Annotated in this window: 15 protein-coding genes; 7 read left to right on the forward strand and 8 right to left on the reverse strand. The window is 64.4% G+C overall.

All coding sequences use genetic code 11. The annotated features are described in order from the left end of the window. Window positions 1-16: 16 nt before the first annotated feature. The 4 genes from WK25_RS07425 to WK25_RS07440 form a co-directional block, all read right to left on the reverse strand. Window positions 17-1,576 carry a DHA2 family efflux MFS transporter permease subunit gene (locus tag WK25_RS07425; protein WP_040144051.1) on the reverse strand — a complete coding sequence of 520 codons (1,560 nt, stop codon included), beginning with the start codon at window positions 1,574-1,576 and terminating at the stop codon, window positions 17-19. Window positions 1,577-1,603: 27 nt separating this feature from the next. After that, window positions 1,604-2,821 carry an efflux RND transporter periplasmic adaptor subunit gene (locus WK25_RS07430; RefSeq protein WP_040144052.1) on the reverse strand — a complete coding sequence of 406 codons (1,218 nt, stop codon included), beginning with the start codon at window positions 2,819-2,821 and terminating at the stop codon, window positions 1,604-1,606. 52 nt (window positions 2,822-2,873) lie between these two features. Further along, window positions 2,874-4,370, reverse strand: a complete 1,497-nt coding sequence (locus WK25_RS07435; protein WP_040144053.1) for an efflux transporter outer membrane subunit — start codon at window positions 4,368-4,370, stop codon at window positions 2,874-2,876. Window positions 4,371-4,457: 87 nt separating this feature from the next. Further along, window positions 4,458-4,949 (reverse strand): MarR family winged helix-turn-helix transcriptional regulator, encoded by a 492-nt coding sequence (locus tag WK25_RS07440; protein WP_040144054.1) that lies wholly within the window; start codon window positions 4,947-4,949, stop codon window positions 4,458-4,460. Window positions 4,950-5,281: 332 nt separating this feature from the next. Between WK25_RS07440 and typA the strand changes: the two genes are divergently transcribed. From typA to WK25_RS07470, 6 genes are all read left to right on the forward strand, one after another. After that, the gene (gene typA, locus WK25_RS07445; RefSeq protein ID WP_040144055.1) at window positions 5,282-7,108 is read left to right on the forward strand and encodes a translational GTPase TypA; all 1,827 of its coding nucleotides are present in this window, start codon (window positions 5,282-5,284) and stop codon (window positions 7,106-7,108) included. A 316-nt stretch (window positions 7,109-7,424) separates the two neighbouring features. Beyond that, window positions 7,425-10,289, forward strand: coding sequence for a 2-oxoglutarate dehydrogenase E1 component (locus WK25_RS07450; RefSeq protein WP_059544268.1), 2,865 nt, complete (start codon window positions 7,425-7,427; stop codon window positions 10,287-10,289). Between the two features lie 136 nt (window positions 10,290-10,425). Further along, the gene (gene odhB / locus WK25_RS07455) at window positions 10,426-11,700 is read left to right on the forward strand and encodes a 2-oxoglutarate dehydrogenase complex dihydrolipoyllysine-residue succinyltransferase (RefSeq protein WP_069241336.1); all 1,275 of its coding nucleotides are present in this window, start codon (window positions 10,426-10,428) and stop codon (window positions 11,698-11,700) included. An 80-nt stretch (window positions 11,701-11,780) separates the two neighbouring features. Next, the gene (gene lpdA / locus WK25_RS07460) at window positions 11,781-13,211 is read left to right on the forward strand and encodes a dihydrolipoyl dehydrogenase (protein WP_069241337.1); all 1,431 of its coding nucleotides are present in this window, start codon (window positions 11,781-11,783) and stop codon (window positions 13,209-13,211) included. Window positions 13,212-13,311: 100 nt separating this feature from the next. Next, complete coding sequence (gene zapE / locus WK25_RS07465; RefSeq protein ID WP_040144059.1) at window positions 13,312-14,409, forward strand: cell division protein ZapE; 1,098 nt, start codon at window positions 13,312-13,314, stop codon at window positions 14,407-14,409. Window positions 14,410-14,553: 144 nt separating this feature from the next. Then, complete coding sequence (locus tag WK25_RS07470) at window positions 14,554-14,964, forward strand: transposase (RefSeq protein ID WP_040144060.1); 411 nt, start codon at window positions 14,554-14,556, stop codon at window positions 14,962-14,964. A gap of 106 nt (window positions 14,965-15,070) precedes the next feature. Here the strand turns inward: WK25_RS07470 and WK25_RS07475 are convergent, their stop codons facing one another. The 4 genes from WK25_RS07475 to WK25_RS07490 all read right to left on the reverse strand — a co-directional run bounded on the left by WK25_RS07475 (window position 15,071) and on the right by WK25_RS07490 (window position 20,506). Further along, window positions 15,071-15,532 (reverse strand): DUF2147 domain-containing protein, encoded by a 462-nt coding sequence (locus tag WK25_RS07475; protein ID WP_040144061.1) that lies wholly within the window; start codon window positions 15,530-15,532, stop codon window positions 15,071-15,073. 166 nt (window positions 15,533-15,698) lie between these two features. Beyond that, window positions 15,699-17,384: a ShlB/FhaC/HecB family hemolysin secretion/activation protein gene (locus tag WK25_RS07480; protein ID WP_069241338.1), complete on the reverse strand. Its 1,686-nt coding sequence runs from the start codon at window positions 17,382-17,384 to the stop codon at window positions 15,699-15,701. A 145-nt stretch (window positions 17,385-17,529) separates the two neighbouring features. Then, complete coding sequence (locus WK25_RS07485; RefSeq protein WP_156432109.1) at window positions 17,530-18,885, reverse strand: collagen-like triple helix repeat-containing protein; 1,356 nt, start codon at window positions 18,883-18,885, stop codon at window positions 17,530-17,532. A 37-nt stretch (window positions 18,886-18,922) separates the two neighbouring features. After that, the gene (locus WK25_RS07490; protein WP_069241339.1) at window positions 18,923-20,506 is read right to left on the reverse strand and encodes a collagen-like triple helix repeat-containing protein; all 1,584 of its coding nucleotides are present in this window, start codon (window positions 20,504-20,506) and stop codon (window positions 18,923-18,925) included. A 665-nt stretch (window positions 20,507-21,171) separates the two neighbouring features. Between WK25_RS07490 and WK25_RS07495 the strand changes: the two genes are divergently transcribed. After that, entirely contained in the window at window positions 21,172-21,360 is a 189-nt protein-coding gene (locus WK25_RS07495) for a Flp family type IVb pilin (RefSeq protein WP_040144065.1), read from the forward strand. The last annotated feature ends 38 nt before the right edge of the window (window positions 21,361-21,398 follow it).

Raw genomic sequence — 21,398 nt, forward strand, 5'->3', positions numbered from 1 at the left:
GTACGAGCGTGACGGCTCAGTGTGCCGCCGACGCGGCCGCACCCGCATCGCCGCCGCCGGCGCGTTCCGGTTTCGTGATCCAGATCAGTCCGATCAGCAGCACGAAGATCGCCGCCGAGATATAGAACAGATCGTTCACGCCCAGTTGCGCAGCCTGCTGCGTGGCCATGTTGTTGATGAGGCCGTGCGCCTGGTCACGCGTCAGTCCGAGGTTGCCCATTTGCGTGACGGCCTGGTTGAACGTCGGGTTGTACGGGTTGGCCTGTTCGACCAGTTGGGCGTGATGGAAGTTGTTTCGGTGATCCCACGCGGTCTGGAAGATCGACGTGCCTATGCCGCCGCACATGATCCGCACGAAGTTCGAAAGGCCCGATGCCGCGGGAATGCGGTGACCGGGCAGCCCGGACAACGTGATCGACACGAGCGGGATGAAGAAGCCGGCCATCGCGATGCCTTGCACGAGCGTCGGCAGCGTCAGGGACCACTCGTCGACGCCTGTCGTGTAGCGCGAGCGCATCCAGAAACACAGCGCGAACGTCAGAAACGCGGCGGTCGCGATGTAGCGCGGATCCGTGCGCGGCAGGAACTTGCCGGTCAGCGGCGACAGCAGGATCGCGAACAGCCCGACCGGCGCCATGACCAGGCCCGCATCGGTTGCCGTGTAGCCGATCTGGGTCTGCAGCCACAGCGGCAGCAGCACCAGGTTGCCGAAGTAGAGCCCGTAGCCGACCGCGAGCGCGATCGTGCCGCCTGTGAAGTTGCGCATCCGGAACAGCGACAGGTCGACGACCGGGTGTTCCGCAGTCAGTTCCCAGACCACGAAGAACGCGAACGACACGACCGCGATCAGTGCCAGCACGATGATCGTCGTCGACGCGAACCAGTCGAGATCCTTGCCCTTGTCGAGCATGATCTGCAGCGAGCCGACCCACAGCACGAGCAGTGCGAGGCCGACGCCGTCGATCGGCGCGCGGCGTACGGTCGATTCGCGCGAGCGATAGATCGACCACGTCGCGAGTGCGGCGGCGATGCCGACCGGGATGTTCACGTAGAAGATCCACGGCCACGAATAGTTGTCGGAGATCCAGCCGCCGAGAATCGGCCCGGCGACCGGTGCGATCAGTGTCGTCATGGACCACAGCGCGAGCGCCATCGGCGCTTTTGCGCGTGGATAGCTCGACAGCAGCAGCGATTGCGACAGCGGAATCATCGGTCCGGCGACCGCGCCCTGAAGCACCCGCGACCCGAGCAGGAACGGCAAGCTCGGCGCAAGCCCGCACATCCACGACGAGATGACAAACAGGATGATCGACGCGAGGAACAGGCGCACCTGTCCGAAGCGGTCGGTCAGCCAGCCCGTCAGCGGCACGGAGATCGCGTTCGCGACCGCGAACGACGTGATGACCCACGTGCCCTGGTCGGACGACACGCCGAGGTCGCCCGAGATGGTCGGGATCGCGACGTTCGCGATGGACGTGTCGAGCACGTTCATGAACACCGCGAGCGATACCGCGATCGTCCCGAGCACGAGTTGCCCGCCTTGCAGCGGCGGGTGGGAGACAGGAGCCTGTGCCATGTCGGTAAATTTCCGGAGTCGGAACCGTTACATCATCTTGGCGGCGGTGTTCGACTTCGCCGCGGCCGGCGCCGGCGCGTTGCCGCCGGCGTTCTCTGCAATGATGCGCGCGATCTCGGCGTCGGCTTCATCACCGTACTTTGCGAACACGTTGGTCTCGTAGACCGTGTTCTGCGCGTTGGCAAGCTGGTCGCCGCGCTCGTCCTTGATGTCGACGTCGACCTGCATCGACAGGCCGATGCGCAGCGGGTGCTTCTCGAGGTCCTTCGGATCGATCTCGATACGCACCGGCAGGCGCTGCACGACCTTGATCCAGTTGCCCGTTGCGTTCTGCGCCGGCAGCAGCGAGAACGCCGAGCCCGTGCCGGCCGAGAAGCCGACGACCTTGCCGTGATAGACGGCCGACGAGCCGTAGATGTCAGCCGTCAATTCGACCGGCTGGCCGATGCGCATGTGCTTGAGCTGGACTTCCTTGAAGTTCGCGTCGACCCACACCGCGTTCAGCGGCACGACCGACATCAGCGGGTTGCCCGGCGACACGCGCTGGCCGACCTGCACCGAGCGCTTCGCGACGTAGCCGGTGACCGGCGCCGGCAGCACGTTGCGCGCATTCGCGAGGTAGGCGTCGCGAACCTTCGCCGCCGCGGCCATCACGTTCGGGTGCGATGCAATCGTCGTGTTCGCAGTCAATGCGCGGTTCGATGCGAGCTGTTGCTGGGCCGCGTCGACCGACGCTTGCGCGGCGCGCACCGCGTCGCGTGCATGGGAAATTTCTTCCTGCGACACAGCGCCCGTCTGCGCGACGGCCAAACGGCGGCGCAGGTCGTCCTGCGCCTTCGACAGATCGGACTGGCGCAGCGCCACCTGGGCACGGTACTGGTCGTCGTTGACGAACAGGCCGCGCACCTGGCGCACCGTCTGTGCGAGATTCGCTTCGGCCTGCTGAAGCGCGACCTGTGAATCCGCCGGATCGAGCACGACGAGCGGATCGCCGGCCTTGACCGTTTGCGTGTCGTCCGCCTTCACGGCGATCACGGTACCCGTGACCTGCGGCGTGATCTGCACGACGTTGCCGTTCACGTAGGCATCGTCCGTTTCTTCATGGAAGCGGGCGACGAGGAAGTAGTACAGACCGTACGCGATGGCGGCGATCACGATAACCGCGATCAGCAGCGTCATCATCCGCTTGCGCTTTCCGTTGTTCTGCGGCTGTGCGCTGGCAGCGTTTTGTTGAGGGTCGCTCATGGCGATTTTCTCCGTCCGTTATTTCGAGTGTCTGCGTAGTGGTGGCGCCGAATCAGTTGGCGGCCTGTTTGGTCTGCTTGTCGGCGTCGGGAGCGGCGAGCCGCGTGCCCGTCGCGTCGAACCCGCCGCCGAGCGCCTTGATCAGCGCGAGCTGCATGTCGCGCCGGCGCATCTTCAGGTTGGTCACGGTCTGCTCCGCCGCGAGGCGGTTGCTGTCCGCGGTCAGCACCTGCAACTGCGGCGACAGGCCGGCCTTGTAGCGAATCACGGCGAGATCGTACGCACGCGTCGACGCGTCGAGCGCACGCTGCGCGTCGTCCATCTGGCGATCGACCGCCCGGATCGATGCAACCTGCGTCGCGACGTCGTTCAGCGCATTGATCAGCGTCTGGTTGTAGTTCGCGACCGACAGATCGAAGTCCGCATAGCGGCCCTTGAGCTGCGCGCGCAGCGCGCCCGCGTCGAAGATCGGCAGGTGGATGGCCGGGCCGAACTGCGCCTGACGGCTCGCGAAGTTCAGGAATTTGCCCCAGCCGAACGCATCGAAGCCGAAACCGGCCGCGAGGTTCACATCCGGGAAGAACTCGGCCTTCGCTTCCTTCACGTCGTGCAGCGCGGCCTCGACCTGCCAGCGCGCGGCAACGATGTCGGGGCGGCGCGACACGAGGTCGGCGGGAAGGTTGCCGGGCAGCGCGATTTCGCCGGTCGGATTCATCACCGGCGCGGCGATCTGCAGCCCGCGGTCGGGCCCCTTGCCAAGCAGCGCGGCGAGCTGATAGCGCACGGTCGTGATCTGACCGTCGAGGTCGGACAGCGATGCCTGCGTGGTGGCGATGTTGCCGCGCGCGGTCTGTCGTTCGACGTTGGTGTCGAGCCCGGCGGATACGCGGCCATCCGTGATCTTGCCGACCGTCTGCCGGTTGGTGATCTCGCGTTGCGCAATGTCGCGCAGCGCATAGAGTTGAGCGAGCGAGTTGTAGGTGCGGGCGACCGACGATGCGAGCGTAATGCGCGCCTGCTGCATGTCGGCTTCGGCGGCCTTTTCCTGCGATACCGCGGTATGCAGCCGCTCGCGGTTCTTGCCCCAGAGGTCGAGATCCCAGGACGCGCTCGCGAGCGCGTTGTTCTCGCTGTACCACTGGCCGCCGTACGGCGGAGGGAACAGCGCGTTCGACGAATACAGCTCGCGCGTCCAGGAGTAGCTCGCTTCGGCCTTCGGCATCAGGTTCGAGCGCGACGATTCGATGTACGACGACGCCTTCGCGATTCGCGCCTGCGCCTGCGCGATCGACGGATTGCCCTGAAGCGCCTCGTCGATCAGCTTCGGCAACTGCGGGTCGCCGAACTGGCTCGCCCAGTCGAGCGTCGGCCACTGGCCGCCTTGGGCGGGCAGGCTCTGAGCGGTTTCGAATTGCGACGGGGGAGCGATCTGCTTGTCGCTCTTGATGCCGATATAGTTGGCGCAGCCCGCCAGCGCCAGCGCGGCAACCGCGGCTGCGACGGCGGCGCGGCACGACCCGGCGCGCACGGACAACGGGGAGGATTTCATCGCGCTGTTCCCTGACTCGGAATGAATGATGGACACTGCAAGGATTTCCTTACATTAATCTGTCAAAAGTAATTGTTATGGCAACTATTACGTGACGCTACCGCCGGCGTTCTCGCAATAGTTGCTGAGAATGCGGCGCAGCATGCTCTTCAGAAAGCCGACTTCTTCCGGCGTAAAGCCGTCCAGCAACTCATCCAGCACGCTGCGGAATACCGGCGGCAGCCGTTCGGCAAGCGCGCGGCCTTCGTCGGTCAGTTCGAGCCGAACGACCCGCCGGTCCTCGATGCTGCGCACGCGGGACAGCAAGCCGCGCTTTTCGACGCGATCCAGCAACCGCGTGACCGCGCTTGCGTCGATTCCGTACTCCCGCGCAAGTTCGGCCGCCGTCGAGCACCTGCCGACCGCAATCATGAACAGCATGCTTGCCTGCGTGCCGGTGATGCCGAGTTCTTCCTGCGTGCGCTGGGTGACGAGGTTCGTCATCACCGACTTCACGCGCGACATCAGATAACCGACGCTGTCGTTCATCTGATACGCGGACAACGGCGAAACGGGCGATTGAGAAGAAGAGTCCGACATAAAACCCTGAAGCTGCAATAGTTGACTAGGCAGCATTGTAGGCGCTATTGCTTGCCGCGGCAAATGTTAATCGAACGGCTGGAGCCGCGCTCGGCGTCCGAAAATTACCTCGCGGACGTCAGGGTTTTCGCGCTCTCACGGCCGTGCACGGGCCCGATTGGTCCCGCCAACCCAAGGGCGGGGCGCCCCGGCGTGTTGCGTTGCAACGAGGCGGCGGGGCTTTCGACATTCTCACGTGCTATAATTTGCGGTTTCCAAGCTGCAACGCGCGCGCACGTGTCCCGGTGACTGACGAGCGTGCGCGTTTGCGCGTTCAACGATTTCAGGTTTCTATGACCCGCGCCCTTCGCAATATCGCCATCATCGCTCACGTCGACCACGGCAAGACCACGCTCGTCGACCAACTGCTCCGCCAGTCCGGCACCTTCCGCGAGAACCAGCAGATTGCCGAGCGGGTGATGGACTCGAACGACATCGAAAAAGAGCGCGGGATCACGATTCTCGCGAAGAACTGCGCGGTCGAATACGAAGGCACGCACATCAACATCGTCGACACGCCGGGGCACGCGGACTTCGGTGGCGAGGTGGAGCGCGTGCTGTCGATGGTCGACTCGGTGCTGCTGCTCGTCGACGCGGTCGAGGGCCCGATGCCGCAGACCCGCTTCGTCACGAAGAAGGCGCTCGCGCTCGGCCTGAAGCCGATCGTCGTCATCAACAAGATCGACCGTCCGGGTGCGCGAATCGACTGGGTCATCAACCAGACCTTCGACCTGTTCGACAAGCTCGGCGCGACCGAAGAGCAGCTTGACTTCCCGATCGTCTACGCATCGGGCCTGAACGGCTACGCGTCGCTCGATCCGGCGGCCCGCGAAGGCGACATGCGTCCGCTGTTCGAGGCGATCCTCACGCACGTGCCGGTTCGCCCGGCCGATCCGGACGCGCCGCTGCAGCTGCAGATCACGTCGCTCGATTATTCGACGTACGTCGGCCGGATCGGTGTCGGCCGCATCACGCGCGGCCGTATCAAGCCGGGCCAGCCGGTCGTCATGCGTTTCGGCCCCGAAGGCGACGTGCTGAACCGCAAGATCAACCAGGTGCTGTCGTTCAAGGGCCTGGAGCGCGTGCAGGTCGACTCGGCCGAAGCCGGCGACATCGTGTTGATCAACGGTATTGAAGACGTCGGCATCGGCGCGACCATCTGCGCGGTCGACACGCCGGAAGCGCTGCCGATGATCACCGTCGACGAGCCGACGCTGACGATGAACTTCCTCGTCAACTCGTCGCCGCTCGCCGGCCGCGAAGGCAAGTTCGTGACGAGCCGCCAGATCCGCGACCGTCTGATGAAGGAACTGAACCACAACGTCGCGCTGCGCGTGAAGGACACGGGCGACGAAACGGTGTTCGAAGTGTCGGGCCGCGGCGAACTGCACCTGACGATTCTCGTCGAGAACATGCGCCGCGAAGGCTACGAACTCGCGGTATCGCGCCCGCGCGTCGTGATGCAGGAAATCGACGGCGTGAAGCATGAGCCGTACGAACTGTTGACGGTCGACGTCGAGGACGAGCACCAGGGCGGCGTGATGGAAGAGCTGGGCCGCCGCAAGGGCGAAATGCTCGACATGGCGTCGGACGGCCGCGGCCGCACGCGCCTGGAATACCGGATCTCGGCACGCGGGCTGATCGGCTTCCAGAGCGAATTCCTGACGCTCACGCGCGGCACGGGCCTGATGAGCCACATCTTCGACTCATACGCGCCGGTCAAGGACGGTTCGGTGTTCGAGCGCCGCAACGGCGTGCTGATCTCCCAGGACGACGGCGCGGCCGTGGCCTACGCACTGTGGAAGCTGCAGGATCGCGGCCGCATGTTCGTGAAGCCGGGCGACGCGCTGTATGAGGGCATGATCATCGGCATCCACAGCCGCGACAACGACCTCGTCGTGAACCCGATCAAGGGCAAGCAGCTGACCAACGTGCGCGCGTCGGGCACCGACGAGGCCGTGCGCCTCGTGCCGCCGGTCCAGATGTCGCTCGAATACGCGGTCGAATTCATCGACGACGACGAACTCGTCGAAGTGACGCCGCAGTCGATCCGTCTGCGCAAGCGCTTCCTGAAGGAGCACGAGCGTCGCCGCGCGAGCCGCGAAGGCGCGGTCGACTAAGCATCGACCGTTCCCGTGCAGCACGGCAAAGGCCGCCTTCGGGCGGCCTTTTTTGCATTCGCGCGACGTGCGGCCGGAACGGTTGCAAAACACTGTTTCCGCCGCTGCCCGCAATCCGGCAAAACCCCGCCGCGCGGGCTTTCACGCGCATTTCGCCGTGAGCTTCGGTATCGGTTCTGTGATATGCTGCGCGCACGCAAGTTTTAGGTCCTTCCAAGCAAGACTTGATTCGCAATCCGCTAAACGGTCAGGCCGTGTCGCGGAAGGTTGAGTAACCCGCTATTTCTCGAGAAGCTCGAAGAAAGGTGAGCGTAAAATGTCAGATGTAATGAAGCAGTTTCAGCTGAACTCCTATCTGTTCGGCGGCAATGCTTCGTACGTTGAAGAACTGTACGATGCATACCTCAACAATCCGGCATCGGTGCCGGAGAACTGGCGAGAGTATTTCGACGCGCTGCAGAACGTACCTGCAACGGACGGCTCGAACGCCAATGACGTCGCTCACTTCCCGATCGTCGAATCGTTTGCCGAGCGTGCGAAGGCCAATGCCTTCATTCCGCGCGAAAGCACCAGCAATCTGGCGACCGCGCGCAAGCAGGTTCACGTCCAGTCCCTCATCAGCGCCTATCGCTTCCTCGGCTCGCAATGGGCCAATCTGGATCCGCTGAAGCGTCGCGAACGTCCCGCCATCCCCGAACTCGAACCTGCTTTCTACGACTTCTCCGAAGGCGACCTCGACCAGACCTACAGCGCGAGCAACCTGTATTTCGGTTTCGACCAGGCTTCGCTGCGCGACATCGTCAAGGGCTTGCGCGATACGTACTGCGGCACGATCGGCGCCGAGTTCATGTACATCAGCGACCCCGAGCAGAAGCGCTGGTGGCAGGAGCGCCTGGAATCGATCCGCGCGACGCCGTCGTTCTCGGCCGACAAGAAGAAGCACATCCTGAATCGCCTGACGGCGGCGGAAGGCCTCGAGCGCTATCTGCACACCAAGTACGTCGGCCAGAAGCGCTTCTCGCTCGAAGGCGGCGAAAGCTTCATCGCGGCGATGGACGAAGTCGTCCAGCACGCGGGCAAGCGCGGCGTGCAGGAAATCATCATCGGCATGGCGCACCGCGGCCGCCTGAACGTGCTCGTCAACACGCTGGGCAAGATGCCGGCTGACCTGTTCGCCGAATTCGAAGGCAAGCACGTCGACGACCTGCCGGCAGGCGACGTGAAGTACCACAAGGGTTTCTCGTCCGACGTGTCCACGGAAGGCGGCCCGGTCCACCTGTCGCTGGCGTTCAACCCGTCGCACCTCGAAATCGTGAACCCGGTCGTCGAAGGTTCCGCGAAGGCGCGGATGGACCGTCGCGGCGACGAAGACGGCCTGCAAGTGCTGCCGGTGCAGATCCACGGCGACGCGGCCTTCGCGGGCCAGGGCGTCGTGATGGAAACGCTGAACCTTGCGCAGACGCGCGGTTACGGCACGCACGGCACGCTGCACATCGTCATCAACAACCAGATCGGCTTCACGACGTCGGACCCGCGCGATGCGCGCTCGACGCTGTACTGTACCGACGTCGTCAAGATGATCGAAGCGCCGGTGCTGCACGTGAACGGCGACGATCCGGAAGCCGTCGTGCTCGCGATCCAAATCGCGATCGACTACCGGATGCAGTTCCACAAGGATGTCGTGATCGACATCGTCTGCTTCCGCAAGCTGGGTCACAACGAGCAGGACACGCCGGCCGTCACGCAGCCGCTGATGTACAAGAAGATCGCGCAGCACCCGGGCACCCGTGCGCTGTATGCCGAGAAGCTGGTGCAGCAGGGCGTGATCACCGCGGAAGACGCCGACAACTACGTGAAGGCTTACCGCAAGGCGATGGACGACGGCCACCACACCGTGGATCCGGTCCTGTCGAACTACAAGAGCAAGTACGCGGTCGACTGGGTTCCATTCCTGAACCGCAAGTGGACGGACGCAGCCGACACGGCCGTGCCGCTCGCCGAACTGAAGCGCCTCGGCGAACGCATCACGACGGTCCCGGAAAACTTCAAGGTCCACCCGCTCGTGGAGCGCGTGATCAACGACCGCCGCAACATGGCGCGCGGCGACCAGCCGCTCGACTGGGGCATGGCCGAGCACCTCGCATTCGCGTCGCTCGTCGCATCGGGCTACTCGGTGCGCCTGACGGGCCAGGACTCGGGCCGCGGCACGTTCACGCACCGTCACGCCGTGCTGCACGACCAGAACCGCGAGCGCTGGAACGACGGCACGTACGTGCCGCTGCAGAACATTGCCGACGGTCAGGCGAAGTTCACGGTGATCGACTCGGTGCTGTCGGAAGAAGCGGTGCTGGGCTTCGAATACGGTTACTCGACCGCCGAGCCGAACACGCTCGTGCTGTGGGAAGCGCAGTTCGGCGACTTCGTGAACGGCGCACAAGTCGTGATCGACCAGTTCATCTCGTCGGGCGAAGTGAAGTGGGGCCGCGTGTCGGGTCTCACGATGCTGCTGCCGCACGGCTATGAAGGCCAGGGTCCGGAACACTCGTCGACGCGTATCGAGCGTTTCCTGCAGCTGTGCGCCGATCACAACATGCAGGTCGTCCAGCCGACGACGCCGGCGCAGATTTTCCACCTGCTGCGTCGCCAGATGATCCGCCTGTTCCGCAAGCCGCTGATCGTCGCGACGCCGAAGTCGCTGCTGCGTCACAAGGAAGCGGTGTCGGACCTGTCGGAACTCGCGAAGGGTTCGTTCCAGCCGGTGCTGGGCGAGACCGACGGCGGCATCGACGCGAAGAAGGTCAAGCGCGTGCTGGTGTGCTCGGGCCGCGTGTACTACGACCTCGTCGCGCACCGCCGCGAAGCGAAGGCGAACGACGTCGCGATCATCCGTATCGAGCAGCTGTATCCGTTCGCGCACAAGCAGTTCGAAGCCGAAATGAAGAAGTACGAGAACGCGACTGAAGTGGTCTGGGTGCAGGACGAGCCGCAGAACCAGGGTCCCTGGTTCTACGTCGAGCACCACCTGAAGGAAGGCATGAAGGAAGGGCAGAAGCTGGCGTACAGCGGCCGTCCGGCTTCGGCCTCGCCGGCGGTTGGCTACTACGCGAAGCACTACGAGCAGCAGAAGGCCCTCATCGAAGGTGCGTTCGGCCGCCTGAAGAGCGCATCGATCGCGAAATAACCGACGGCAAGCGAAACGGGAAGGCGCACAGCGCTTTCCCGTCTCTTTTGGCCTGCCGCGCGCGTGGCGCGCCGCATCGGCCGAAGGAGTCGCACGAACCTCGTCACACCCCAGATTAAGCATCCAGGAAAATCACATGGCTATCGTAGAAGTCAAAGTCCCCCAGCTTTCGGAGTCGGTTTCGGAAGCGACCATGCTGCAGTGGAAGAAGAAGCCGGGCGAAGCAGTCGCGCAGGACGAAATCCTGATCGAACTCGAGACCGACAAGGTCGTGCTCGAAGTGCCGGCGCCGGCCGCGGGCGTGCTCGCGCAAGTGCTGCAGAACGACGGTGACACGGTCGTGGCCGACCAGATCATCGCGACGATCGACACCGAAGCGAAGGCGGGTGCCGCCGAAGCAGCGGCAGGCGCCGCGGAAGTGAAGCCGGCGGCAGCGCCCGCTGCGGCCGCACCGGCAGTGCAGCCGGCAGCCGCAACCGCATCGAGCTCGGCAGCCGCATCGCCGGCCGCAGCGAAGCTGCTGGCCGAGAAGGGCCTGTCGGCAGGCGACGTTGCTGGTTCGGGCCGCGACGGCCGCGTCACGAAGGGCGACGCGCTGGCCGCGGGCGCACCGAAGGCCGCGCCGGCCGCCGCACCTGCAAAGACTGCCGCTGCGAAGCCGTCGCTGCCGGAAGTGAAGGTGCCGGCATCGGCCACCACGTGGCTGAACGATCGTCCGGAACAACGCGTGCCGATGTCGCGTCTGCGTGCGCGTATCGCGGAGCGTCTGCTCGAGTCGCAGCAAACCAACGCGATCCTGACGACGTTCAACGAAGTCAACATGCAGCCGGTCATGGACCTGCGCGCGAAGTACAAGGACAAGTTCGAGAAGGAACATGGCGTGAAGCTCGGCTTCATGTCGTTCTTCGTGAAGGCGGCCGTGCACGCGCTGAAGAAGTTCCCGCTGGTGAACGCGTCGATCGACGGTAACGACATCGTCTACCACGGCTACTTCGACATCGGTATCGCGGTCGGTTCGCCGCGCGGCCTCGTCGTGCCGATCCTGCGCAATGCGGATCAGCTGAGCCTCGCCGAAATCGAGAAGAAGATCGCCGAATTCGGCCAGAAGGCGAAGGACGGCAAGCTGTCGATCGAGGAAATGACGGGCGGTACGTTCTCGATCTCGAACGGCGGCGTGTTCGGCTCGATGCTGTCGACCCCGATCATCAACCCGCCGCAGTCGGCCATCCTCGGCGTGCACGCGACGAAGGAGCGCCCGGTCGTCGAAAACGGCCAGATCGTGATCCGTCCGATCAACTACCTGGCACTGTCGTACGACCACCGGATCATCGACGGCCGCGAAGCGGTGCTGTCGCTCGTCGCGATGAAGGACGCGCTGGAAGATCCGGCACGCCTGCTGCTCGACCTGTAAGCCGAGTCTCACCGCATTGACCCTGTCGCACGTTCGCGCGCTCGCGCGAACGTGCGGACGCACAAGTAGAAAGGATTGTCATGTCCAAGGAATTTGACGTCGTCGTGATCGGGGCAGGCCCCGGCGGCTATATCGCCGCGATTCGCGCCGCGCAGCTCGGCAAGACCGTTGCCTGTATCGAGAAGTGGAAGAACCCGGCCGGCGCGCTCAAGCTCGGCGGCACCTGCCTGAACGTCGGCTGCATTCCGTCGAAGGCGCTGCTCGCGTCGTCGGAAGAGTTCGAGAACGCGTCGCATCACCTGGCCGACCACGGCATCACGGTCGACGGCGTGAAGATCGACGTCGCGAAGATGCTCGGCCGCAAGGACGCAATCGTCGAGAAGATGACGAGCGGGATCGAGTTCCTGTTCAAGAAGAACAAGATCACGTGGCTGAAGGGCCATGGCAAGTTCACCGGCAAGACCGACGCCGGCGTGCAGATCGAAGTGAGCGGCGAGGGCGAAAGCGAAGTCGTCACCGCGAAGAACGTGATCATCGCGACGGGTTCGAAGGCGCGCCACCTGCCGAACATTCCGGTCGACAACAAGATCGTGTCGGATAACGAAGGCGCGCTGACGTTCGACTCGGTGCCGAAGAAGCTCGCCGTGATCGGCGCAGGCGTGATCGGCCTCGAGCTCGGCTCGGTGTGGCGTCGTCTCGGCGCGGAAGTGACGGTGCTCGAAGCGCTGCCGGCTTTCCTCGGCGCAGCCGACGAAGCGCTCGCGAAGGAAGCGGCGAAGCTGTTCAAGAAGCAGGGCCTCGACATCCATCTCGGCGTGAAGATCGGCGACGTGAAGACGACCGCGAACGGCGTGTCGATCGCGTACACGGACAAGGACGGCAACGCGCAGACGCTCGACGCCGACCGTCTGATCGTGTCGGTTGGCCGCGTGCCGAACACCGACAATCTCGGCCTCGAGGCGATCGGCCTGAAGGCGAACGAGCGCGGCTTCATCGACGTGGACGACCACTGCCGTACGGCCGTGCCGAACGTCTACGCGATCGGCGACGTGGTGCGCGGCCCGATGCTCGCGCACAAGGCGGAAGACGAAGGCGTGCTGGTCGCGGAAGTGATCGACGGCCAGAAGCCGCACATCGACTACAACTGCATTCCGTGGGTGATCTACACGTACCCGGAAATCGCATGGGTCGGCAAGACGGAACAGCAGCTGAAGGCGGAAGGCCGCGAAATCAAGACGGGCAAGTTCCCGTTCTCGATCAACGGCCGTGCACTCGGCATGAACGCGCCGGACGGTTTCGTGAAGATGATCGCGGATGCGAAGACCGACGAACTGCTCGGCGTGCACGTGATCGCCGCGAACGCGTCGGACCTGATCGCGGAAGCCGTTGTGGCGATGGAGTTCAAGGCGGCGTCGGAAGACATCGCCCGCATCTGCCATCCGCACCCGTCGATGTCGGAAGTGATGCGCGAAGCGGCGCTCGCGGTCGACAAGCGCTCGCTGAACAGCTGAGCGCGGTATAGCGCCGGCCGGCCTTTGGCCGGCGCAGCCGTCTCATGACGAAGGCGGGCGGGGGGTTCCCGCTCGCCTTCGTTTTTTCCGGTTTGTCCCGATGAACGTCACCGAATACTACACGCGCGAATTGACCACGCGCGGCTATCAGTCCGATCCCGCCCAGCGCGCGGCCGTCGATCGCCTGCAGCGCTGCTTCGACGAGTGGGTCGACTACAAGGCACGCCGCTCGAACGCGTTCAAAAAGCTCATCAATCATCCGGATCTGCCGCGCGGCGTCTATATGTGGGGCGGCGTTGGCCGCGGCAAGAGCTTCCTGATGGACAGCTTCTACGCGGTGGTGCCCGTGCAGCGCAAGACACGCCTGCACTTCCACGAATTCATGCGCGAAGTGCACCGCGAACTCGAGGAGCTGAAAGGGCAGGCCGATCCGCTCGACGAACTCGCACGGCGCATCGCGAAGCGTTACCGGCTGATCTGTTTCGACGAATTCCACGTGTCGGACATCGCGGATGCGATGATCCTGTACCGGTTGCTCGATCGCCTGTTCAACAACGGCGTGCAGTTCGTGATGACGTCCAACTACGATCCCGACGATCTGTATCCGGATGGCCTGCATCGCGACCGCATGCTGCCGGCGATCGCGCTGATCAAACAGAAGCTCGACGTGCTGAACGTCGACGCGGGTGTCGACTATCGCCAGCGTACGCTCGCGCAGGTGCAGATGTATCACACGCCGCTCGGCGCGGACGCCGATCGCGAACTGCGTCATGCGTTCGCGAAGCTTGCCGCGGTGCCGGACGAAAGCCCGATCCTGCACATCGAGAAACGCGAACTGAAGGCGCTGCGCAAGGCAGACGGGGTCGTGTGGTTCGATTTCGCAACGCTGTGCGGCGGCCCGCGCTCGCAGAACGACTATCTGGAGCTGGCCAGCCGCTTCCACGCGATCGTGCTGTCGGAAGTGCCGCAGATGTCGCCGCGGATGGCGTCGGAAGCACGTCGCTTCACTTGGCTCATCGACGTGCTGTACGACCACAAGGTCAAGCTGCTGATGTCGGCGGCGGTGCCGGCCGAGCAGTTGTATGTCGAAGGGCCGATGGCGAACGAATTCGCGCGCACGGTCTCGCGTATCGTCGAGATGCAATCGAAGGAATACCTCGAAACACCGCGTCGCATCGTCGATACTTCGCTGACCTGATCGACGGCTCGCGCCAAGCGGCGGGCTTCAATCTTCAATTCCGGTCAAATTCCCGCGATCTCGGGGTATTTTCGGACTCGTCTTATATTCACCGGTGAGGTCAGCCGATATCGTTGCGTCATGGTTCCAAGGCTGGAGATGTCCATGACACCGTATCGAGATCTGACCGACCACGAGTGGCGCGCGGTCGCACCGCTTCTGCCCGAAATGCAGCCGCGCACCGAGTTGCGCGGCCGGCCATTGGCCAACACGCGTGCCGTTCTGAACGGCGTGCTCTGGGTTATTTATAGCGGCGCGACGTGGTCCGCAATGCCGCGTCGTTACCCGTCGTATCAAACTTGCCATCGCCGCTTCAAGGTGTGGCACGAAACCGGCACGTTGATGCAGGTGATGCGCGAACTGTATGGCGATGCCGGCGTCAACCTGTGCAACGAACTGTCGACGCGGATGCGCAAGCACGCGCAGTCGAAGGCCGCCGAAGTGAGAAGCGCTGCCGTGCCGGTATATCGAGCGCCGGGCAGCTATGCGCCGAGTGCGATGAAGCACGCAGCATGACGCCCGTTGATTCATTCAAGCGGACATCAAAGCAAAATCGGCCTGACGACATCGTCGCCGGCCGATTTTTTTATTGCGTCGTGCGCATCGATGTGCGGCGCGGAACTTACTGCGCGCGAACCCAGGTCTGAGAGCGGCCGAGCAGCGATACGCCGATGTAACCGCGCACGACCAGCTTCTGGCCGCCATCTTCCAGCGCCATCTTGCACTTGTAGACCTTGCCGTTTTCCGGGTCGAGGATATTGCCGCCGTCCCAGTGATCGCCGTCCTTCTTCATCGCCTTGATGATCGTCATGCCCTTGATGAGCTGATCCTTGCGCTCGTCCGTGCAAGCAGTGCAGCGGCGGTCGGGCGTATCGTTGGCGCCGAGGCCCTTGACGACCTTGCCCGACAGCGTACCGTCGCCGTCATCTGCGATCTGCACGAGCGCCTTGGGCTGATGCGTGTTGTCGTCGATCGTCTGCCACATGCCGACGGGGCTGTCGGCCTGGGCGAAGGCGGGTGCGGCGCAGGCGAGCAGTGCGCTTGCGGCGGCCAATGCGCGCAACGGGCGAGTCAGTTGAATCATTGTCTTCCTCCTTGTTTCATGTCGTGTTCGATGTGCCCGCACGACCGTCTGCATGGGGCGGTGGCTTGTTGCGAGCTTTGCCAGAATACGTGAAACCGCTCGTCGCGTTTGATAGAGGGGACTCTAATCGAAACGGCCCGCGAGACGCGGGCCGTTTGGTGTCCGATCAGTTGAGCTGATAGGAAAACGCGGCATTCACGCGCGGACTGCGCGACGCGCTTTCAACCGGCGCATCGCCGACCGGCTTCGCGATGTTCAGGTCGAGACTGTAGTAGCGGCTGTCGGAAAACCGTACGCCGATCCCGACGGACGATAGCCGGCTCGGCGACGGCGTGCCGGTATGCAAGTACACACGCGCCATGTCGTATGCGATATATGGCGTGATGGATTTCATGTACGTCCAGCCGGGCGTGAACGCGCGGTTGAGTTCCACCGACATTCCCCAGCCGGAGTCGCCCGATGTTTCGCCGGGCTGGTAGCCGAGCGCATAGCGTGTCGAACCGAACGAAATCTGTTCCGACGTCGGCAGCGAGTCGGGGCTGTACTGGCCGGTCAGCGAGACCGACGTGCCGATCTTGAACGGCCATTCGTTGGTCTGCGTGAACGTCGCGCCGGTGCGCACGAACGTCAGCGAGATCGGGCTGTCCACCGACGTCGTGTTCGAGCTGATCGTGACGTCCTGCGCTTTCGATGCGCCGAGAATGTTGAAGCCCTTTGCGACGTTGACGCTCAGCTTCTGCACCTGCTTGTCCGATACGCTCGTGTAGTCGAGCTGCATTTGCAGCACGCGCACTTGCGAGCGCGTATCGATGCTGTTGCCGTTGATCTTGCTCTGGTAACGGTCTTCGTTGTGCGACGCATAACCCGACACGGTGCCGAGCAGGCTGCGCTGATTGTTCAGCAACAACGGATAGGAGGCCGAAAGACCAAGCTTCTCGTTCTTGACCGTGCGCTCGACCGACGACGGGAGGCCGGGGTTGTCGGTCGGCTTGCCGCGATAGGTGCTGGCATCGAGACGTGTGACGAGTCCGCTGCTGCCGACCGGTACCGCGCCGCTGAACGCGACGTAGGTCTGCTTGTCGCGCCCGGGCGGCACCAGCGCGGAAATGCTCAACTGCTCGCCGAACGACGTCAGGCCGTTTTCGGTTGCGGTGATGAGGCCTTGCACGCCGGGGTGGTTGAAATCGATGCCGGTGCTGATGTTGAAAGCCTTGCGGTCCACCGCGAGTTCGAGTGTCGTCGCGCCGTCGGTCGTCTGCGGCGGCGGCACGTTCGCTTTCACCGTGACACCGTGCAGGAGGCCGAACGTGTTCACGTAGCGTTCGAACGTCGCGCGGCGTAGCGGCCGATCGGCCGTGATGTGCGCGGCGATCGCGCGGATCTTCGACTCCATCGCGCCGGGCTTGCCGGTGACCTTGACGTCCGACACGTAACCTTCGACCACCGTTACGCGCACGACGCCGTTCTCGAACGTCTGCGCCGGAATGAACGCGAACGACAGCGCGTAGCCGCGCTCCTGGTACAGCTTGGTCACGCCGTTCGCGGCTTCGATCAGGTCGCCGATCGTGATGTCCTTGCCGACGAGCGGCGTGAAGCGGCGCGAGATTTCTTCGAACGGTATCGATTTCACGCCTTCCACCTGAAACGTCGCCGGCGTCAGGTGACGCGACAGCAGTTCCTGAAGTTGCGGCGCCTGCGGCGCGACCTGGACGGTGACGCTCGGGCCTGTTTTCGGTGCGTTGATCTGGGGAAGGGAGTCGAGCGGATTACCCGCCGCGCGCGTTTGTCCATGTGCCGTGCCTGCTGCCGCGATGGCGAGCAGCATCATCCATCTGTCGAGTCTGGATTTCATTGTTCTTCCTCGTAGGCCTTGCTTTTTCGTCTTCTTTCTAATGCGGGCGCGCGACACCAGGGTGCCGCGCGCCGCGTACCGCATTGCCGGTTGTGTTTGTACGGCCGCGCGTCCTGCTCCGGCTGCAAAGGCGCGACCGTCCTCCTTACTTGCCAACGCTACCCAGCGTGCCCAGCAAACCCGTGACCGGCGCGAGCAGGCCCGTCGAACTTCCAGACGACGCCGAACCGGTTGCGCCGCCAACGAGTGACGTGACCGGTGCGAGCGGATTCGACGAACCGCCGGTACCCGCTGCGCCGCCGACTGCGCCCGTGACAGTATTCAGCAAACCGGTGACGGGCGCGAGAGGGTTTGCACCGCCTGCGCCGCCCGTTGCGCCGCCGAGCGCACCGGTTACCGTCGACACGAGGCCGGTGACGGGGGCGAGCGGATTGCTGCCCGAGCTGCCCGTTGCGCCGCCGACTGCGCCCGTGAGCGAACCGAGCGGCGTCGAGCCGAGGCCGGACAACAGGCCGCCGAGCGGGTTCGTCGAACCGGAACCCGACGACGGACCATTCTGGACGGTAGCCGTCGAGCCGCCGACGAGGCTCGTGATCAGGCCGGGGATCGGCGCCGCGCCATTCGGTCCGTTCGGATTCACGAGGCCGCCCGCGTTGGTCACGGTGTTGCCGACCGCGGTGACGAGTTGGCCGACGTCACCGACGAGCGGCTGATTCGACGTGCCGGCGACCTGTTTGCCCGCCGAGCTGATCGCGCCGCCGACCTGGCCCAGCAGGCCCGACACGGGCTGGCCGAGGCCGGTGGTCGTGCCGACCTGCTGTGTCAGCTGGCCCGCGGTGATCACCAGCGGCGTGATCGCGGAGCTGAGCGGTTGCGTGACTTGTTGTACGGCACCCGACGACAGCGTCGAGCCGACCGTCGTGCCGGCCGCCGACAGGCCGTTGGCTACCGTGTCGAGCACCGTGCCGACCGGCGTCGTGACCGGCGCCAGCGGTGCCAGCGGACCCGTGCCGAGCGCCTTGACCGTGGAGCTCAAGCCGGACACCGTGTTGCTCGTCGCGCCGACGACATTGCCCAGGCCGGCGACCGTCGTGCCGACGGGATCCTTGATCGAGCCGGTCTGCCCCAGCCCGTTGCTCAGCGCATCGGCGGCCGCGTTGATGATCGTGCCGGTGCTCGACACGGTGCTGCCGACGCCCTTCGTCAGGCCGTCGCCGAGACCGGGCAGGCTCACGTTGCCGATGGTGCTGCCGAGATCGGTTGCGGTCTGGCCGAGCGTGCTGACGGCGCCTTTGGTGCCGGACGTCGAGCCGCTGGTGCCGCTCGTTCCGCTGGTACCGCTCGTGCCACTGGTACCGCTCGTGCCGCTGGTGCTGCCGCTCGGCGGTGCGCTGACGCTGTTGCCGCCGCACGCGGCGAGCAGGCAGGCCGTCGCCAACACGGTAAGGGGTACGCGCCATTGGCGCAGGGCGGTCGTCGTGATGGAACGCTGGGACATGATGGACTCCTCGCTGTCTTTTCGATGAATGGATGTCGGATTACTTGTGCGTGCCGCCGAGCAAGCCGCCGATCAGCGACGTGACAGGCGCGAGCAGGTTCGTGCCGGAGCCGGAGCTCGTCACGGCGCCCGTACCGCCGCTCAGTGCCGGCGCGCCCACCGTGCCGGTGCCTGCGGGGATCGGCGCGGCGATCGGATTGCCGCCGCCCGTTACGCTGCCGAGTGCGCCGGTAACCGCAGAGACGAGACCCGTAACCGGGGCGAGCGGGCCGCCGCTGCCGCCTGCCGCGCCGCCGAGTGCGCCGGTCACGGTAGAGACGAGGCCGGTGACGGGGGCGAGCGGGCCGCCGCTGCCGCCTGCCGCGCCGCCGAGTGCGCCGGTCACGGTGGAGACGAGGCCGGTGACGGGGGCGAGCGGGCCGCCGCTCGTGCCGCCCGCCGCGCCGCCGAGTGCGCCGGTCACGGTGGAGACGAGGCCGGTGACGGGGGCGAGCGGGCCGCCGCTCGTGCCGCCTGCTACGCCGCCCAGCCCGCCCACGGTGCCGAGGAGGCCTGTGAGCGGCGCGAGCGGATTCGTCACGCCACCGGTGCCGCCGGTAAGCAACCCGCCGACGGATTTCACGGTATTGCCGGCCGACGAGACGGTGTTGCCGAGGCCGGTCGTGACGGGGTTGCCACCCGTCGATGCGATGAGCGCGCCGCCCTGGTTCAGGCCGTTGCCGATCGTGCCGAGCAGCGTATTGACCGGAGCGCCGAGACCGGTGGCCGTTCCGATCGTTTGCGTCGTCTGACCGACCATCGTCGTAATGGGCGTGATTGCCGAGCTGACCGTTTGCGTGACCTGCTGGATCGGGCCGGTCGACAGCACGTTGGAAAGCGTGGTGCCGCCGTTCGATACCGCGCTGCCGACCTGGGTGACCAGGCCGCCGACGGCGCCGGTGACGGGCGCGAGCGGCGACAGCGGGCCGGTGCCGAGGCTCGTGACGAGGTTGCCGGTCTGCGTCACTGCGCCGCCGAGCTGGTTCACGACGCCGCCCGTGCTGGCGACGGTGACGCCGACCGGGTCTTTCGTCGCGCCGAGTTGACCGAGACCGCTGCCGACGCCGTTGCCAAGTGCCGTGACTGCGCCGCCGACGCTTTGCACGATGCCGCCTGCCGCCTGCGTCGTGCCCGGGTTCACGCCCGGCAGCGACTGGCCGGCGATCAGGGTGCCGACGCCCGACACGGTGCCGCCGATATCCGTGATGAGATTGCTGCTCTTTGCGATGACGGTACCCACGGGATTCGCCGACACGCCGGACGTACCGCTCGTGCCGCTGGAAGTACCACTGGAAGTACCGCTGGACGTTCCACTCGTCGAGCCGCTCGTGCTGCCGCTAGTCGACCCGCTCGTCGAGCCGCTGGTGCTGCCCGACGTGCCGCCGCTCGTCGAGCCGGACGTGCCGCCCGAGGTACCGCCGCCCGACGTGGAGATGGAGTCGCCGCCGCCGGAGCTCGAGCCGCCGCTGAGACCCTTGCTGATTGAACCGGAACCGCCGCACGCGGAGAGGGAAAGCATGGCTGCCACGGTGGCCGCGATCATAGTCGTCCGGAGCGTGCCATGAGGGATAACCTGAATGTCCATTTCGTCCTCGCATTGAAGCTGATGTTGTGTTGAGTGATGCGAGGATTACTCTGCAACTGTCGTGCCATTTCGACGGTCGCTGGTTCGGCGATTGGTTTTAAACGCGCCAATTCCTTGTCGGAAAAGGAGTTTGCGGCAGTCGAAAGATTGTTGAAACTGTTTAAGAGCCGTCAAATGAGAACGGTTTCGCTCGTTTCGTAACGTAACGTCACAACATTGGCGTTACGCGTGCGGCGTAACGTGGTTGGGGCGCCGCACAGCCGACCGGGCGGATTGTTTTACTGGTGGATTAGGTATGCGCATCTAACCTATCGTAAATCCTATGTGTAAGGCGTACCGAAACGCCGTACAAATACGTTGTGCTCCCGGAAAGTTTTTCGGTCCCGATTCAAAAGAGGTTGGAAAGTAAATTGGATCGGATATAGAATCCGGGGGCAGATGTAAGCAAATGTACGGTGTGGTACAAGACGTTCGAGGAGGCTCACTATCGCGAATGTTAACTTGCATCAAATATTGATACATACCCCTCGGGGTGACATATAAAGAAAGCGCACCCGGTTGTCGTTGCATCTGATGTGACGAACGACGTGGGGCAAGGGCCGGATATGCGGGGATGTAGAACGTATAAAAGGCCAAAGAATGTACATACAGGCACGAGGAATAAAATGAAAGCACTCATCAAGCGCTTCCTGAAGGAAGAAGACGGGGTTACCGCGATCGAGTATGGGTTGATTGCGGGGCTGATCGCGGTGGCCATCATCGCAAGCGTCTCCACGATCGGTACCAATCTGGGAACGATGTTCTCGACAATCTCAAGCTGCGTAACCACACCTGCTACCTGTAAGGCCAGCTGATCTTGCTATCCGTTGGGATAGGCAGCCAACGCATTCCG

The organism is Burkholderia latens, assembly GCF_001718795.1.
Taxonomy (GTDB): Bacteria; Pseudomonadota; Gammaproteobacteria; order Burkholderiales; family Burkholderiaceae; genus Burkholderia; species Burkholderia latens_A.

Excerpts from the sequence above, each read along its gene's own strand:
- WK25_RS07425 (WP_040144051.1), bottom strand. The coding sequence starts at position 1,576 with ATGGCACAGGCTCCTGTCTCCCACCCGCCGCTGCAAGGCGGGCAACTC.
- WK25_RS07430 (WP_040144052.1), bottom strand. The coding sequence starts at position 2,821 with ATGAGCGACCCTCAACAAAACGCTGCCAGCGCACAGCCGCAGAACAAC.
- WK25_RS07435 (WP_040144053.1), bottom strand. The coding sequence starts at position 4,370 with ATGAAATCCTCCCCGTTGTCCGTGCGCGCCGGGTCGTGCCGCGCCGCC.
- WK25_RS07440 (WP_040144054.1), bottom strand. The coding sequence starts at position 4,949 with ATGTCGGACTCTTCTTCTCAATCGCCCGTTTCGCCGTTGTCCGCGTAT.
- typA (WP_040144055.1), top strand. The coding sequence starts at position 5,282 with ATGACCCGCGCCCTTCGCAATATCGCCATCATCGCTCACGTCGACCAC.
- WK25_RS07450 (WP_059544268.1), top strand. The coding sequence starts at position 7,425 with ATGTCAGATGTAATGAAGCAGTTTCAGCTGAACTCCTATCTGTTCGGC.
- odhB (WP_069241336.1), top strand. The coding sequence starts at position 10,426 with ATGGCTATCGTAGAAGTCAAAGTCCCCCAGCTTTCGGAGTCGGTTTCG.
- lpdA (WP_069241337.1), top strand. The coding sequence starts at position 11,781 with ATGTCCAAGGAATTTGACGTCGTCGTGATCGGGGCAGGCCCCGGCGGC.
- zapE (WP_040144059.1), top strand. The coding sequence starts at position 13,312 with ATGAACGTCACCGAATACTACACGCGCGAATTGACCACGCGCGGCTAT.
- WK25_RS07470 (WP_040144060.1), top strand. The coding sequence starts at position 14,554 with ATGACACCGTATCGAGATCTGACCGACCACGAGTGGCGCGCGGTCGCA.
- WK25_RS07475 (WP_040144061.1), bottom strand. The coding sequence starts at position 15,532 with ATGATTCAACTGACTCGCCCGTTGCGCGCATTGGCCGCCGCAAGCGCA.
- WK25_RS07480 (WP_069241338.1), bottom strand. The coding sequence starts at position 17,384 with ATGAAATCCAGACTCGACAGATGGATGATGCTGCTCGCCATCGCGGCA.
- WK25_RS07490 (WP_069241339.1), bottom strand. The coding sequence starts at position 20,506 with ATGGACATTCAGGTTATCCCTCATGGCACGCTCCGGACGACTATGATC.
- WK25_RS07495 (WP_040144065.1), top strand. The coding sequence starts at position 21,172 with ATGAAAGCACTCATCAAGCGCTTCCTGAAGGAAGAAGACGGGGTTACC.